We start from the raw sequence: 16,615 nt of genomic DNA on the forward strand, positions 1-16,615 counted from the left end.
GTGTTCATGATTCAATTAATTTTGCAGGGTGCCAATTGCATTAGCCATTTCAGAGAAGAAGACCTTTAAATTATCCCATTGGGCGGTGCTTTGTGAATCGCTGCTGCCTACGTCGATCGCACTATTCGTTAATGCATCACGCATGTTCGATAACTTGGTGTTTTCATCAGCTGAAAAGCGATTTCGAAAGGCAACGTATAATGATTGGGCTGCCATTTGCGCATTAACGGTATCAAGGGTTGAATATTGATTATTATTATTCATATCACTAACAATGTCATTGAGTGAAGCCGAAATATCACTGTATTTGCCATGATTATAATTAGGGTTATCAGTGGTTTCCGTAGCGTATGGGTCAGGGTTACTAGTTCTATAGTTACCAAAGGCCTCTGGATGGTCTTCAGTAATCTCATTGTAATTATTGTAATCATTAGCAAACTGATCTGCTGAATTAGTAGTATTCGAATTATTACTATCGGTGTTATTAGCAGTATTCGAATTATCACTGCTAGTGTTATTAGTAGTATTCGAATTATCACTGTTGGTGTCATTTGAGTTAGTGTTAACAGCAGGGGTAGCCTTATGCTTCTTCTTATTAACCTTCTTTTTATTGACCTTCTTTGCTTTCTTATGGTGCTTTTTAACTACCTTTTTATGCTTCTTAGCAGCATTGACAGTGGTAGTGGGTTCGATTGCACTTAATACGGTGGGAGCGATTAAACTAACTGACAAGATCCCCGCTAATAACATTTTTTTAATTTTCATATATGTACATCTCCTAATTTTTATTCATTAATTAATATATCATTCATAATTGTGATTGACAAATTAAAAGGCCACCCGTGTCGCTGCACTGGTGGCCTGAAAATGATTATTTAGTTAACTGTGCGATTAATTCATGGATCGCTTTGACGTACTTATCGAGCCGCGCCATTGCTTGGTCTTTTGATTCATCTTCGACCCCTACGTAGAACTTCACCTTTGGTTCGGTCCCAGAAGGGCGAATCGTGATCCAAGAACCATCAGCAAGCCAGTATTTTAAAACGTTTGAGGAAGGCATGTCGATTTCTTCTTGCTTGCCATTATCAAAGGTTCTCATGGCGGTCGCGAAGTCTTCGATCGCAGCCACGTGTTCACCAGCAAATGCAGTCATTGGGTCATCACGGAGTTGTTCCATGATCGCAGCCATCTGCTTTTGCCCGTCCAGGCCTTCGAATAATTTAGAAATCGTTTTTTCTTCGAAGTAACCATATTTTTGATACATTTCTTGGAGCCCATCGTATAGCGTCATGTCACGGTCCTTGTAGTAGGCGGCGACTTCGGCGAGCATCATCGTGGATTGAATCGCATCCTTATCACGAACGAATGGGCGGATGAGGTAGCCGTAGCTTTCTTCGAACCCAAACAAGAAGCTGTGTTGTTGGTTTTCCTCGAACAACTTGATCTGTTCTGCGATGTACTTGAAGCCGGTCAACACGTTTTTAGTATCAACATTGTAATGTTCAGCAATCTTAGTTGCTAGTTCAGTCGAAACAATCGACTTCACGATGATCCCGTTCTCAGGCAGCGTGCCAAGCTGTTGCTTAGCTTGCAAGATGTAGTTCAACATCACACTCGCGATTTGGTTTCCGGTCATTAACTTGTATTCGCCATCTGGTTGACGGACCGCTGCACCTAATCGATCGGCATCGGGGTCGGTTTCGATCAAAATGTCAGCGCCGACTTGCTTCCCCTGCTTGATGGCGAGGTCGAATGCTTCACGGTATTCTGGATTAGGATGGGGGGTCGTTGGAAATTCTGGATCAGCAATCGTTTGTTCGGTCACCATTTCGAAGTTCTTGAACCCAGCAGTCGAAAGCGCCCGCCGTCCAATGTTCTTGCCCGCACCGTGTAGTGGTGAGTATACGAACTTCAAATCCTTGCCGACGTTTTGAATTAATTCTTCATTAATATTGACCTTTTTGGCTTCATTTAAATATGCTAAGTCGATATCTTCCCCAACGACGCTTAGGAGGTCTCGTTCACGCAGGTCATGAATGTCAGCAGTTTGAATTGCGAAGAGGTCGCTAGCCTTGTGGGCGGATTCAGTAATGATGGCCGATTCCTTAGGTGGCATCTGGCCGCCGTCTTCACCATAGATCTTAAAGCCGTTGTATTGCTTAGGGTTGTGCGAAGCGGTGATCATGATTCCAGCGTAGGTGTGGAGATGACGGACGGCAAATGATAGTTCTGGGACGGGGCGGATATCGTCAACGATAAATGACTTGATGCCGTGTGCTCCTAATACTTGGGCCGAAGTGTACGCAAAGTCGCGCGATCCATAACGGGGGTCAAAACTAATTGCGACCCCGCGCGCCTTGTCAGCAGGATCTAATTGATCCATCAGCATTGCCAATCCTTCGGCTGCTTGGCGGACGGTATAGATGTTCATTCGGTTCAACCCGGCCCCGATGATTCCACGCATTCCGGCGGTCCCGAATGATAGGGTCGCACCGAACGCATCTTCAATTTTTGCTTCATCATTTTGCATTGCATCTAATTCACGTTTTAAATTCACCGGCATGTCTGCTTCAGCGTGCCATTGATCGTAAATTGATTTAATCTTCTCATCCATGTGTTTGATTCCTCTCTTTAGTAGGCTTTAGCGGTATGTAACTGTTTGCTGATTTAACACTTAAAATTATAATTCAAATCCAGAATTTAAGTCAATTCTAGCGGTGGCGAATTAAGAAAATATACGGGAACTTAAGTGATTTATAATCTAGATGTTACATAATTTATTATGTATCACATTATTAAGATTAATGGATTCATCGGAAAGATTGTATAAAATAGGTATTTTCATGTTATAATGTATCGTTGTCAATTAAATTAGCAAATTTTAGTTGGCTCAATTTTTCTGATTGAGATATCATAGATATTGAAACATCAGACATCCATGGTGACGATTGGGTCACTATGACAAATGGATATTAAGGAGATATTATGAGTACTTTTTCAATTATGGCTACCGCTAAGGCTGTTCCAGATAAAGTGGTAACTAATGATGATCTGGCTCAAATAATGGATACTTCCGATGAATGGATCAGTCGACGGACTGGCATCAAAAGACGCCATGTGGTGACAGATGAGACCAACACCTCGCTTGCGACAAACGTAGCTAAGCAATTATTAGCGAAGACCCACGTTAGCCCAGAGGACGTTGACTTTATCGTGGTCGCCACCATGTCTGGTGATCGATTAATGCCATCGACTGCAGCAGCCGTGCAGGGCCAAATTCAGGCTAATAATGCCTTAGCCTTTGACATTAGCGCTGCTTGTTCTGGCTTCTCATACGGGTTAGATGTGATGAATGCGCTGCTTGCGACCCATCCTGATTCCACTGGGATCTTGATTGGGAGTGAAGCATTAAGCAAGCTCATCGACTGGCACGATCGCACGACCGCCGTATTGTTCGGTGATGGTGCGGGGGGCTTGTTAGTTACTAACCGTGCGACTGAGACGCCTGGCCAATTCCTCAGCAGTCAGCTCAATACCTATGGCGCTGATGGGGATGCCCTGACAATGGGGAAGATTGCGAACCATTCGCCATTTGCGAGTGGAGCCGTTCAATCTGACCTGCCATTGCGCATGGATGGCCATCGCGTATTTGACTTCGCGATTCGGCGGGTCCCAGAATCCATTCGTGAGGCGGTAGCTAAGGCACACCTTAAGTTATCCGATGTGGACTTTTTTATTTTACACCAAGCGAACCAACGCATTGTTAAAAGCGTTGCCCGTAAGCTGAAATTACCATTTAACGACCGCTTCCCGATCAATATCGATGAATACGGAAATACTTCCGCTGCCAGCGAGGCAATTTTACTCGCTGAATTGGTGGAAGATGGTAAAATTAACCGTGGGGACATCCTAGTGATGACCGGCTTTGGTGGCGGTTTAACGACCGGAACTGTTGTAATTAAATATTAGAATTTAAATTTTATGGAGAGTGAATTAAAAATGGCAGACAAGAACGCAATTTTCGACAAGATCAAATCAATCGTAGAAGACCAAACTGATGATGTAAAGGCTGACGACATCAAGTTAGACACTAACTTCAAGGAAGACCTTGACTTAGATAGTTTAGATATCTTTGAAATCATCGACGAATTAGAAGATGAATACGATATCGAAATCGATAGTGACAACGACATGTCAACTGTTCAACAATTAGTTGATTACGTTGCTAGCCAAGTTGACGCTAACTAATTAGCTTTCTTCAATTAGGAGGGTTTGATTTTGAATCTCTGTTATTTATTTAGTGGCCAGGGAAGTCAGTTTGCAAACATGGGTCAAGACTTGTACCAGGCCGAACCGTTATATAAACAAACGGTGGATGAAGCATCAGATGTATTGAATTTAGACCTAGCCGATCCTAAAAATTTTGATGATCCAGCAAATGTTCAAATCGCATTGTTGACAATGAGTACTGGGATTGCTCGTATTTTAGACACCCAGTTACCAATGCCAAAGGCAATGTTTGGACTCAGTCTGGGAGAGTATAGTGCTTTGGTATCTGCTAAAGCACTTTCTTTTCAATCTGGACTAAAATTAGTTCGCGATCGGGCTAGATACATGGATGAAGCTGGTCAAGCAAACCCCGGAGCAATGGCTGCGGTCCTTAATTTGGATCCGCAGGTCGTTGCAGAAGTCTGCGACGGCATCGACGGGGTCTATCCAGCAAACTTCAATACTGTGAAGCAAACCGTTATCGGTGGGACAGCCGATGCGGTCGCAAAGGCAAGTGTAATTATGAAGGAAAAGGGTGCCAAGCGTGTCGTTCCGATCAAGGTCGCAGTCGCTTCGCACACCCCATTAATGCAACCAGCTAGTGAACAATTAGCCGTTCGCCTTGAATCGGTTGACTTTGCCGAACCTGCCACCACCGTGATGAGTAATACTTTGGTTGCCCCATTTACTAAGGATAATTTAAAGTCCACCCTAGTAGATCAGTTGGTCAACCCTACTCATTTCATGGGTGACGTCGAAGCAGTCGACCAAATGGGCATCGATGCCTTTGTGGAAATTGGACCAGGTAATACCCTGAGCAAGCTAGCTAAGAAGACTGCTAATCAAGCGATTTATAATATCGAAAGTGTTGATACATTGAATGATTTTAGAGCCAAATTGGAGGATTTCTAATATGACAGACAAGCGCGTGATTTTAGTGACCGGTGGGACCAAGGGAATCGGTTTAGCAACAGCTCAGCTACTAGCTACCGACCCCGCTAACTTTGTTGTCGTGAATGCACACCGTGCGTTGGGCGCTGACAAGACCGCTGAATTAAAAAAGCAATTTGCAAATGACATCGACGTTGTAATCGGTGACGTTGCGAGTGAAGAAGACGCGAAACGTATGGTCGATCAAGTCGTTGAAAAGCATGGTACCATTGATGGTTTGATCAACAATGCGGGAATTACTCAAGATAAGCTATTGACTAGAATGGGGACCGACTCCTTTGAAGCAGTGTTACGCACTAATTTAGTCGGGGCCTTTAACATGACTAAGTTTGCCATGAAGATTATGCAAAAGAAGCGGACGGGTTCGATTGTGAACCTTTCCAGTATTGCAGGCCTGCATGGTAACATCGGCCAAGCCAACTACTCTGCAAGTAAGGCCGGGTTAGTTGGTTTGACCAAGACGACTGCTCAAGAAGGGGCACTCCGCGGGATTCGTTGTAATGCCGTTGCTCCTGGGATGATCAAGTCCGACATGACTGATAAGTTAAGCGACCGCAATATCGAAAAGTGGGAAAAACAAATCCCACTCGGCCGCTTCGGGAGCACCGCAGACATTGCCGATGCAATCAAATTCTTGATGAACAATAGTTATATTACCGGTCAAGTAATCACCCTTGATGGTGGATTGACAATTTAAGGATAGTAGGAGTTTTTATTAAAATGGATGAACAAGATGTCGAGAAGTTAATCGATAAATTTGACCAATCCAATCTGACTGAATTACGGATTGAAGGTCAATTATACTTTAGTAAGTTAGACCACCCCCAACAAGTAGTTGCAGGACCAGTGGCTGCTAGTTCTTCTGAACCAGCCGCTGTAAAACAACCAGCTGCTGTTAATAACGACGGGGCTAAGATCAAGGCTCCGCTAGTGGGGATCGTCTACTTTGCACCCAGTCCAGAAAAGCCAGTCTTCAAAGAAGTTGGCGACCACGTTAAGAAGGGCGAAACCGTCTGTGTGATCGAAGCAATGAAGGTCATCAATGACGTTAAGAGCCCCGTTTCTGGAACCATTACTAAGCAATTAGTATCCGATGGGGACATGGTTGAATACGACCAACCCATCTTTGCAATCGAGGAGGACTAAGTCGTGAGTTTCGAAGTTGATAAATTTATCCCCCAACGCTACCCATTTCAAATGATCGATCAAATCGATGAAGTGCGGCCCGGCGAGGGTTCAAAAGCAACTAAGTACTTAACGATCAATGAATGGTTTTTTCAAGGTCAAAATAATCCCGTCATGCCACGGCCAATTGTGCTAGAATGCCTAGCGCAAACGGGCGTGGTATCGCTGTTATCTATGCCTGAATACAAGGGACGTAACGTCTTTTTCGGTGGCATCAAACAAGCAGAGTATCAAGACGACTTTAGACCTGGCGACAAGCTATCATTATCCGTTGAGATGACAAAGTTAAAGCACCAAATCGGTGTTGGTCACGGTACGGTGGTTCGCGATGGCGAAGTCATCTGTACCGCTGATCTGGTCTTTGCGATTGAATAAGTAAAGGATGGTTGGATGTTTAAGAAAGTGTTGATCGCAAACCGTGGTGAAATCGCGGTCCAAATCATTCGGGCGTTACGAGAAATGGGGATTCAATCAGTGGCGGTATATTCGACTGCTGATCGTAATAGCCTGTTTACCAAGCTCGCTGATGAAGCCGTTTGTATCGGTGGACCTCAACCAGGCGAATCCTACCTTAATATGGAAGCAATCATTGATACTGCGATCCTAACGGGTAGTGATGCGATTCACCCCGGTTACGGTTTTCTATCTGAAAACGCTGAATTTGCGGAAATTTGTGAACAGTGTCATATCAAGTTCATTGGCCCGAGTTCAGAAGTAATTGATTTAATGGGGAACAAGGCGCATGCCAAGGCGACGATGAAAAAAGCCGGCGTGCCCACGATTCCCGGGAGTGACGGCGCCGTTAAGACCGTTGAACAAGCCATCACAGCTGCCCATCAGATCGGCTACCCAGTCATGCTGAAGGCCGCTGCTGGTGGGGGTGGTAAGGGGATTCGTAAGATCGTCGATGACGATGCAATGCGCGAAATTTACCCGACCACCCAAAGGGAAATCAAACTATCATTTGATGACGATACCCTCTACTTAGAAAAGGACCTAAGCGATGCTAAGCACATTGAAATGCAAGCGATTGCAGATCAAGCGGGTCACATCGTATATTTCCCCGAACGGGACTGTTCTCTCCAACGGGGGCATCAAAAGATCATCGAAGAAAGTCCCTGTATGCTGGTGAGCCAAGACCAACGTGATTACTTAGGTTCGCTAGTGGTAAAGGCGATGCAAGAAATCGGCTATGAAAATACTGGCACGATCGAATTCTTGCTCGATGAACACAACATGCAATTCTACTTCATGGAAATGAATACCAGATTGCAGGTTGAACACACCGTGACCGAAGAAGTCGCGGGAGTCGAACTCATCAAGTCCCAGGTCATGGTCGCAGCGGGGGCGGACCTGCCCTACAAGCAAGCTGACTGTGCACCCAAGGGCTTTGCGATCGAATGTCGGATCAACGCCGAAAATCCAGCAACTGGGTTTACCCCTTCACCGGGTAAGATCAAAGCGCTGCGCTTCCCATTCGGGACGAAGGGCGTGCGGATCGATGCTGGGGTCGAAGCGGGCGATACGATTTCGCCATTTTACGATTCTATGATCGCCAAAATCATTGTGCACATGCCAACGAAGGCGCAGGCTGTCAATAAGATGCGGCGCGTCATCAAGGAATTCAAAATCGAAGGCGTGGTTACCAACCAAGCCTTTCTTTATGACCTCCTGGATGATGAGCACTTCAAGGCAAGTGACTTTAATAATATGTACATTGAGAATTCATTCTTGAAAGCGTGGTTGAATAAAAATGACACAACCAAATAACGAACCCGCCAATCATTACCAAGCGTTAATGGATCAAATCCCAGACCACCTCTTCGTGAAGTGTCCGATCTGTGGCGAAAGTTTCTATTCCAAGAAGCTCGGTCAGTTCAAAGACTGTCCTAATTGTCACTACGGTTTTCGGATTGGGGCGCAACAACGGATCAAAATGATCTGTGATGAGGGCTCATTCAAAGAAATTGATGCCCACGTCAAGGCTCCCGAACGCTTCAAAGATGACGCCAAATACATGGGCAAGCTAGCGAAATCACGCAAGGTTACCAACATGGACGAAAGCGTAATGACTGGGATCGGTAAAATCGATGATCAACCAGTCGGCATCGGGGTCATGGATTCGCGCTTCATCATGGGCAGCCTCGGGACTGCCACTGGTGAAAAGATTACGCGCCTCTTTGAAAAGTGTACCCAAGAGGGCTTACCAGTGATCCTCTTCACCGCCTCGGGTGGGGCGCGGATGCAAGAAGGAATCAATTCATTGATGCAAATGGCAAAGGTTTCAGCCGCAGTAGCTGATCACAGTGCTAAGGGCTTATTATACATAAGCGTTTTGACTGATCCGACTACCGGTGGGGTAACCGCCAGTTTCGCAATGGAAGGTGACATTATCGTCAGTGAACCGCACACGTTGATCGGCTTCGCTGGACGACGGGTCATTGAAAAAACGATTCAACAAGTCCCACCAAAGGACTTTCAAAGAGCCGAAACGCTGCTTAAAAATGGTTTCTTGGATCAAATCGTGCCAAGGCCAGCTTTAAAGGCGTTCTTAGCTAAGTTGTTAGCTTGGCACTAATCAAGGAGGACTGATGATGACAGAAAAACGCGCTTACGATCGGGTCTTGGCGGCTCGGAGTAGTGATAAAATTAGTATCCAAAAATTAGTCGCTGGGATTACAGAAGACTTTGTAGAGCTGCATGGCGACCGTGCTTACGGTGACGATCCTGCGGTTTACGCCGGGATTGGGATTTTGAACGGCAAACCAGTAACGATCGTGGGTATCCAAAAGGGGAGTAATAATGAAGAAAACCTCGCCCGTCATTTTGGTTCTGCCGAACCAGATGGCTACCGCAAGGCCCTGCGGCTGATGAAGGCGGCTGAAAAATTTAACCGTCCCGTCATTACCCTGATCAACACGCCCGGAGCATATCCAGGGGTGGAAGCCGAATACCACGGCCAGGGGTACATGATCGCCCAATCGATCATGCAGGGATTGAACCTGACCGTCCCATACATCAGCGTGATCGTTGGTGAAGGGGGAAGCGGCGGTGCGCTGGCCTTAGCGGTCGGCGATGAAGTCTGGGCCTTTGAAGACAGTGCTTATTCAGTGCTATCTCCAGAGGGCTTTGCGACGATCCTTTGGAAGGATTCAAGTCGCGCCAAGGAAGCTGCCGATCAAATGGGCTTGACCGCAGAGGAACTGCTCGCTAATCACATTATCGATCGGGTGGTTCCAGAGGTGAAAAGTGCTGCTGATCTAGCCGCCTTTAAAACCGCATTAGATGCAAAAATCAAAGAATTAGAAATTAAACCGGTCGATCAGCTCCTGGCTGATCGCCACGCTCGCTATCGGAAGTTTAACTAATGAATGGAGGAAATAAACTCATGGCTGGAATTTTAGATGGTAAAAAGATTGTCATAATGGGTGTTGCAAATAAAAAGAGTATCGCGTGGGGTTGTGCCCAAGCATTGTTGGATCAAGGGGCTGAAGTCATCTTGACCTACCAAAACGATCGGATGAAGCGTTCATTGGACAAGCTCTTAGCCGACGTCGACGTTAAGATGTTCGAATGTGACGTTGCAGAAGACGCAAACGTGGAAAAGACCTTTAATGCGATCCACGAAGAAGTCGGTAATATCGACGGGGTCATCCATGCGATCGCCTTTGCTGATAAGGAAACCCTTGAAGGCGGCGTTAAGAACGTCAAAAAGGATGGCTTTAACCTCGCCCAAGACGTTAGTGCCTACTCATTTATTTCAGTTTCTCGTTATGCCAGTGCCATCATGAACGAAGGCGGTAGCATTGCTACGCTTACTTACATCGGGGCCGTTCGGGCAATTCCGAACTACAACATGATGGGGGTCGCTAAGGCTGCTTTGGAAGCTGAAATGCGTTACTTAGCTGCCGAATTAGGAAAAGAAAAGAACGTGCGGGTCAACGCCATTTCAGCAGGGGCAATCAAGACGCTTGCCGTGACTGGCATCAAGCACCACGGTGACCTCTTGAAGATGTCAGAAGGCTTTACCGTCAACGGTAAGAGCGTGACCCCAATGGACGTTGGTAAATCAGCTGCATTCTTGATGAGCGACCTTGCTTCTGGAGTGACTGGTGACGTTATCTACGTTGATAACGGGGTCCACTTGATCGTCTAAGATGCTGCAATTAAGAATCGATTCGATTCAAAACCCACGCTACCAAGCACGGTTTAAAAGTGACAATCTTGGCAAAATGTATAATCCCCGTCAATCAATTGTCGGGAAATATTTGTTAGCCGACTGGCTCCAAGTTAGCCCGCAGGTAGTTGCCAGCGGGACGCTTTTTGACCACGGCCCGCACGGGAAACCAAGGCTAAAGAGTGGGGCGTTTGAGTACAATATTGCAAACTCTTATGATAAAGTGGTCTTAGCAGTTTCAGACCAGCCGATTGGCGTCGATCTAGAAAAGCTCAGGCCCTATGATTATCACCGCATCCACCGTGCATTTCGGCAGGATGAATTAGATTACCTTGCGCAATTGACTGGTGATGACCTGCTGTGGGCGACCTTTAAAATCTGGACGATCAAAGAGGCGGTCTTGAAGCTAGTCGGGATGGGAATTCCCGGCGGCATCAAGAGTATGCAAATTGACCTAACGACCTTTGCCCATGCTGATCGCTATGGCCAGTCCATTCGGCTAACACCCTTGTACGTGGGCTTTGATTACGTCGGCACCATCGCACAATTTGAAGAATAAAGCTTTTTAGGAGGATAATAATGGCTGTTTTAGATATTACTGAAATTATGGATTTAATTCCGAATCGTTACCCCATCTTATACATCGATCGGGTGGACGAATTAGTTCCAGATGAAAAAATCGTGGCAACAAAAAACGTTACGATCAACGAAAACTACTTCCAAGGACACTTCCCTGGTAACCCCGTAATGCCTGGGGTCTTGATCATCGAATCAATGGCTCAAGCTGCATCGATCTTGATCTTAAAGAGTGAAAAATACAAGGACAAGACCGCTTACATGGGTTCGATCAAGAACGCGAAGTTCAGAAAGATGGTCCGCCCAGGCGACGTGATCAGATTTGAAATCACGATGAAGAAGCAACACAGTAACATGGGAACCGTTGATTGTATCGCATTCGTTGGTGATAAGAAGGCTTGTCAAGCCGAATTATCATTCATCGTGCCTGATAAGAAGCGCCCAGAAGCAGAATAGGAGGGACCATTATGGAACATCGTGTCGCTGTAGTCGGGATTGGTGCCGTTACGCCACTAGGTAACGACTCCAAGACCTTCTTAGACAATATCTTTGCAAACAAGACTGGGGTCGCACCCATCACGCATTTCGATGCTAGTGATACTGGGATTACGGTCGCAGCCGAAGTAAAGGACTTCGATCCATTAAAGCGGATTCCAAAGAAGATCTCCAAGCGGATGGACGACTTTTCTCGCTACGCCGTTTATTCAGCTTTTGAAGCCATGGAAATGGCTGGCCTAGAAAAGGGCAGCTACGACCCAGATGACATCGGGGTGATTTATGGTTCTGGAATCGGGGGATTGACGACGATCCAAGAACAAGCCATCAAGATGCACGACAAGGGACCAAAGCGGGTTTCACCATTCTTCGTGCCAAACTCGATCATTAACATGGCCGCTGGGAACATCTCAATCAACTTGGATACTAGAAACATTAATGAAGCCGTTGTTACCGCCTGTGCTTCTGGTACCAATGCAATCGGGGATGCCTTCGAACGGATTAAATCCGGAAAAGCTACCTATATGATTACCGGAGGTTCTGAAGCTTCGATCAATGAACTGGGAATTTCAGGATTCGCCGCATTGACAGCCCTCTCTGATTCGACCGACCCACTGCGCGCTTCAATGCCATTCGATAAGAACCGTTCTGGTTTCGTAATGGGTGAAGGAGCTGGGACATTGGTCCTTGAAGATTACGACCATGCGGTAGCACGGGGTGCCAACATCCTAGCTGAGATCACTGGTTATGGGTCAACTGGGGATGCCTACCACTTGACGGCCCCTCGTCCTGACGGGAGCGGCGCCATCAAGGCAATGCAAGAAGCCATCAAGGAAAGTGACATGACCGCATCCGATGTTGATTATATCAATGCACATGGGACGGCAACGCCTGCGAACGACTCTGCTGAATCAGAAGGAATCGCCAAACTCTTTGATGGGGTCAACGATCACGTGATGGTAAGTAGTACCAAGGGTCAAACTGGACACGCACTCGGGGCGGCCGGCGCATTGGAAGCGGTCATTATGATCGGAGCAATGCAACGGGGTGTCTTACCGGTGAACGTGGGGATGTTTGACTTGGATCCAGAAGTCAAGACGACCATTGTGACTGATGAAAACAAAAACGCACCGCTTAATTTTGCATTGAGTAACTCGTTAGGCTTTGGTGGTCATAACGCAGTGCTTGCATTTAAGCGCGCTAATTAGTAAAATAATTAAAAAGCTAAGTTGTGCTGACCAGCCAATTTGGCTTTTTAATTTCAAAAACATGTGATTTTTTTAACTTTTCACTCTAAATTGAAGAATGATTGTGTTATAATACAATCACAATGTTTAAGGATAAACATTGCAGTAACCGTTATTATATTTTATTTTCTTACACGCTGGTTACGAAAATTACAGCAATATTAAAGTATGTTCGATATTGTACAAATCACGTATTTTTATGCTATAATACCAGTTGTTATGTAATTGTTGCATGGCGGTTACATAATGCCATTTCGGCATTTTGTTTTGTCCTGTATTAGCATATTAGAAAGTAAGGCAATCCTGCCTTGCAAAAATTATTTATGAGGTGATCTTTTATGAAGTTCAATAAGAACCAATATCGTGTTGCAAACGATAAAAAGGTTATGCATAAGAGACACAAACAATGGGTTGTATTATCCACTGTTGCGTTCTCCTTATTAACTTTTTCAGCTGTAGAAGCTACTTCAGCACATGCTGATAACGTTTCTGCAACTACTACAAATTCTACTGATAGTAGTGCTAATAGCTCAGCTACTTCCAGTGCTACTAGTTCAGCTACTAGTGCTGATTCAAGTGCTACTAGTTCAGCAAGCTCAAGCTCAGCTACTTCAAGTAGTTCAGCTACTTCAAGCTCAGCTAGCTCAGACGCAAGTGCTACTAGCTCAGCAAGTTCAAGTGCATCCAGTTCATCAGCTGCTAGTTCAGTTGCATCTGACTCTCCTGCACAAAAGAAGGCATACGACGATGCTAAGTTAAGCGCATTCCGTGCTAACTACGATTCCGCTAAGAGTGTTTACACTACTAGCGCTACTAAGGCAAACAAGGCTGCTTACTTAAAGGCTCGTGCTGCCGTTGATAACGTTAAGTACCTTTACGCACAAAAGTACGATGGTGCTAACGTTTTAACTTATAACTACAATCGGATCTTAGCTGCTGGTAACTACAAGGTTGCCCAAGCTGACGTTAAGCTTTCAGACGCTAAGACTGCTGCTGCTAAGAAGTCAGCTAAGAAGGCTTTAGCTGCTGCTAAGGCTAACTTAAAGACTTTCAAGGCTAACTACGCTAAGGTTGATAAGTTACGGAAGGCATTTAACAAGGCTGGTTCATACGACTTGAACGTTACTTTTGACGTGCCAGTTGTACCTACTAGCTCATCAAGTGCTGTTGTTTCATCAGCTGCTTCAGCTAACTCATCAGCTTCATCCACTGCATTAACTGATACTCAAGCATTATCAAATGCTTTCGTTAACGCATACAAGTTAGCACAAAGTGGTTACAGCTTCAGTGCTGCTGCTAATTCATTAGCTTCAGAAGTTAACAAGAACCTTTACGGTAATACTTTCAATGCTCAAAACAGCCAAGTAACTAGTGACTCCGCTGTTTACTACAACACTCCAGCTGCTATTAAGTACGCTCGTCTTCTTGATGCATTAGCTAACACTGATTCAGCAACTAGTTCAAACGCTGATTCAGTTGTTGCTTCAACATTTGCTTCACAAGCTGCTGAAATTGCTAATGCTGCTAGTGCTGGTTTAGTAAGCTCATCAGATGCTGCTACTAAGTCATCTGTTGCTAACGCAATCAGTAACTACGCTTCAGCTACTGGTTCATCTGCTGCTGTTACTGTTAACGGTACTTCAGAAGTTGTTTACCTTGGTGCTAGTTCAGGTAACGATGCTCAATACCTACCAAACTTATTGAGCAACGCTGCTAACTTATACTCTACTGCTGCTGTTAACCTTTCAGCTGCCGTTAGTGCTGCTAGTTGGTCAAGTGCTTCTGCATACGCAAGCCAAATCTTTGCTTACCAACTTGGTAACTTCTCAGCTACTCCTAGTGATGCTACTTCAACTACTAACTCATCAGCTGTAAACTTTGGTGACGGTGTATACAACTTAGGTTCAGCTGTTGCTAGTGTATTCGTTAAGGCTGGTAGTTCATTAGCTTCTACAGTTGGTGTTTCAAACACTGCTAGTGCTGCTGTTGTTTACTCAGCAACTTCAAACGTTTACAACCGTTTCGCTACTTTAACTTACGATCGGAATGTATACAGTGGTGTTGCTAATGATTCTAACGTAGTTGCTGGTTCCAGTGCTGCTGTTTCAAGTGCTGTTTCATTTGCACAATCATTAACTGGATCCGCATTTATCGGTTTTGATAATACAAATGTTGGATTAGATAGTAATGGTAGTGCAGTTATTTCTTATGGTAATAGTACCTATTCATTAGCTGCTGATGGTACTCTAGTAGCAAATGGTTCTAATTATACTCCAGCATCTGCTGGTATTTCAAATAATGCATATGTTGCTTTAGTTGCATTTACTAATGCTTCAAATATTGCATCATCTACTTCAGCTGCTTACAATGGAGCAAGTAGTGACGTTTATAACAGTGCTTCATCTGCTGTATCTGCATTTAGTAGTCTTTACAGTGAATTTTCAAATGCTACTGATCCTGTTTCTTCTGTTAAGAGTTTTGCTGGTAGTTCAATTTATAAGGAATTAATTAACTCTGTATTTTCAAGCACACCATACGACTTTGCTAATGGTGTCACTGCAACAAATGCTAGTGTTTACAAGAGTGTTGCTTCTTCAGCTGCCTCATCAGCTGCAGTTGCATTCTCATTGGCTAGCCTTGGCGGTGCATCACAGGCTTCAGTAACTGCTGATAAATATGCTAGCGTTGCAGCTTCTGTTTACTCAATTGCTGCTTCAGTATCTGCTAATAACGGTAGTTATTCATCATTTGTAAGTGCAGTTAACTCTTATGTAAGTAATCCTCCTGCATCATACAATGATTCAAAGGGTTCATCACAATCTTACAATGTTAAGAGTGTATACGCTTCCTTATTTGCATCAAATCCTGCATTGTCTGTAAGTTCTAATGGCAGTGTTGCTTCATCATTTGGTAACTTTAGCGATTCTTCAGCATCTTCACTTGTATTTACGTTTGCTGCTTCAGCAAGTGCATCAACTGCTTATGCTAAGTCATCAGCTTCAGTTGCTGCAAGTAGTGCAAGTGTAGCATACGCATCAGCTGCTAGTGTATTTGCTGCAGTATCTCCTGTTAATAAAGCTAATTCTACTTCAACTGCTGCTGGTTTGAAAGCTGCTCCTAGTGCTACTAACTCACTTGGATCTGCTATCGCTTCTGCTGCTTCGAATTCTAATGTTTACACCCCAACTTTATCATCTGCAATTAACTCAGCTCAATATTCTGCTACTGTTGCATTTAATGTTGCTGATGGTGCATACAACTCAGCATTTAGCGACTACGTAAAATACAGTTCATCTGCTGCAGCAAATGCATCCAACTCAGCTGCTTCAGCTGCTGCATCAAACGCTGCATCAAATGCTAAGGTTGCTATGAGTTCAGCTTCAGCTGCTAAGGTTAAGGCTGCTACTGACTTCTTTGCTGCTCCTACTTCAGTTGCTAACTCAGCTATTGCATCTGCTTCTTCACAATTGAACAACCAGATTTCTAGCGTAACTTCAGCTGAATCAGTTGCTACCGATGTATTTAACCCATACGGTGTAAGCTTCTATTCTAAAGATCTTAACAACTCAAACAACAAATAATAAGAATTAATCTTATTACGACGTTTAAATTAGTTTAATAAAACTTTTTTGTAAGGCTCTGACTTCGGTCAGGGCTTTTTTTTATCTAAAATTTTATTTTGGGATAAAAAATTGTATAATGAATTAATATAAAT

General features: G+C 44.6%; 16 protein-coding genes. 14 read left to right on the forward strand and 2 right to left on the reverse strand.

Annotated features, from left to right (window positions below; all coding sequences use genetic code 11):
* Positions 1–15 precede the first annotated feature (15 nt).
* The gene (locus ACSYTJ_RS01320) at positions 16–765 is read right to left on the reverse strand and encodes a hypothetical protein (RefSeq protein ID WP_491719970.1); all 750 of its coding nucleotides are present in this window, start codon (positions 763–765) and stop codon (positions 16–18) included.
* A gap of 106 nt (positions 766–871) precedes the next feature.
* Entirely contained in the window at positions 872–2,614 is a 1,743-nt protein-coding gene (locus ACSYTJ_RS01325; protein ID WP_491719971.1) for a phospho-sugar mutase, read from the reverse strand.
* Positions 2,615–2,985: 371 nt separating this feature from the next.
* Between ACSYTJ_RS01325 and ACSYTJ_RS01330 the strand changes: the two genes are divergently transcribed.
* The 14 genes from ACSYTJ_RS01330 (at position 2,986) to ACSYTJ_RS01395 (ending at position 16,481) form a co-directional block, all read left to right on the forward strand.
* The gene (locus tag ACSYTJ_RS01330) at positions 2,986–3,969 is read left to right on the forward strand and encodes a beta-ketoacyl-ACP synthase III (RefSeq protein WP_491719972.1); all 984 of its coding nucleotides are present in this window, start codon (positions 2,986–2,988) and stop codon (positions 3,967–3,969) included.
* Between the two features lie 30 nt (positions 3,970–3,999).
* Positions 4,000–4,248: an acyl carrier protein gene (locus ACSYTJ_RS01335; RefSeq protein WP_219054050.1), complete on the forward strand. Its 249-nt coding sequence runs from the start codon at positions 4,000–4,002 to the stop codon at positions 4,246–4,248.
* Positions 4,249–4,278: 30 nt separating this feature from the next.
* Positions 4,279–5,181 carry an ACP S-malonyltransferase gene (locus ACSYTJ_RS01340; protein WP_491719973.1) on the forward strand — a complete coding sequence of 301 codons (903 nt, stop codon included), beginning with the start codon at positions 4,279–4,281 and terminating at the stop codon, positions 5,179–5,181.
* 1 nt (position 5,182) lies between these two features.
* Complete coding sequence (gene fabG, locus ACSYTJ_RS01345; RefSeq protein WP_491717078.1) at positions 5,183–5,917, forward strand: 3-oxoacyl-ACP reductase FabG; 735 nt, start codon at positions 5,183–5,185, stop codon at positions 5,915–5,917.
* A gap of 23 nt (positions 5,918–5,940) precedes the next feature.
* Positions 5,941–6,366, forward strand: a complete 426-nt coding sequence (locus ACSYTJ_RS01350) for an acetyl-CoA carboxylase biotin carboxyl carrier protein (protein ID WP_491717079.1) — start codon at positions 5,941–5,943, stop codon at positions 6,364–6,366.
* 3 nt (positions 6,367–6,369) lie between these two features.
* Positions 6,370–6,780: a 3-hydroxyacyl-ACP dehydratase FabZ family protein gene (locus ACSYTJ_RS01355; RefSeq protein ID WP_491717080.1), complete on the forward strand. Its 411-nt coding sequence runs from the start codon at positions 6,370–6,372 to the stop codon at positions 6,778–6,780.
* A gap of 15 nt (positions 6,781–6,795) precedes the next feature.
* The gene (locus ACSYTJ_RS01360; protein ID WP_491719974.1) at positions 6,796–8,175 is read left to right on the forward strand and encodes an acetyl-CoA carboxylase biotin carboxylase subunit; all 1,380 of its coding nucleotides are present in this window, start codon (positions 6,796–6,798) and stop codon (positions 8,173–8,175) included.
* On the forward strand, positions 8,159–8,983 hold the full coding sequence (accD, locus tag ACSYTJ_RS01365) for an acetyl-CoA carboxylase, carboxyltransferase subunit beta (RefSeq protein ID WP_491719975.1): 825 nt from the start codon (positions 8,159–8,161) through the stop codon (positions 8,981–8,983). The genes ACSYTJ_RS01360 and accD overlap by 17 nt, the downstream gene beginning before the upstream one ends.
* A gap of 16 nt (positions 8,984–8,999) precedes the next feature.
* Complete coding sequence (accA, locus tag ACSYTJ_RS01370) at positions 9,000–9,773, forward strand: carboxyltransferase subunit alpha (RefSeq protein WP_491717083.1); 774 nt, start codon at positions 9,000–9,002, stop codon at positions 9,771–9,773.
* A gap of 20 nt (positions 9,774–9,793) precedes the next feature.
* On the forward strand, positions 9,794–10,561 hold the full coding sequence (gene fabI, locus ACSYTJ_RS01375; protein ID WP_491717084.1) for an enoyl-ACP reductase FabI: 768 nt from the start codon (positions 9,794–9,796) through the stop codon (positions 10,559–10,561).
* Position 10,562: 1 nt separating this feature from the next.
* Positions 10,563–11,141: a 4'-phosphopantetheinyl transferase family protein gene (locus tag ACSYTJ_RS01380; RefSeq protein WP_491717085.1), complete on the forward strand. Its 579-nt coding sequence runs from the start codon at positions 10,563–10,565 to the stop codon at positions 11,139–11,141.
* Positions 11,142–11,161: 20 nt separating this feature from the next.
* The gene (gene fabZ, locus ACSYTJ_RS01385; protein WP_491717086.1) at positions 11,162–11,614 is read left to right on the forward strand and encodes a 3-hydroxyacyl-ACP dehydratase FabZ; all 453 of its coding nucleotides are present in this window, start codon (positions 11,162–11,164) and stop codon (positions 11,612–11,614) included.
* A gap of 11 nt (positions 11,615–11,625) precedes the next feature.
* Positions 11,626–12,861, forward strand: coding sequence for a beta-ketoacyl-ACP synthase II (gene fabF / locus ACSYTJ_RS01390; protein ID WP_491717087.1), 1,236 nt, complete (start codon positions 11,626–11,628; stop codon positions 12,859–12,861).
* A gap of 377 nt (positions 12,862–13,238) precedes the next feature.
* Positions 13,239–16,481, forward strand: a complete 3,243-nt coding sequence (locus tag ACSYTJ_RS01395; protein ID WP_491719976.1) for a hypothetical protein — start codon at positions 13,239–13,241, stop codon at positions 16,479–16,481.
* Positions 16,482–16,615: the final 134 nt, after the last annotated feature.

It is taken from the genome of Nicoliella sp. ESL1113, assembly GCF_058509245.1.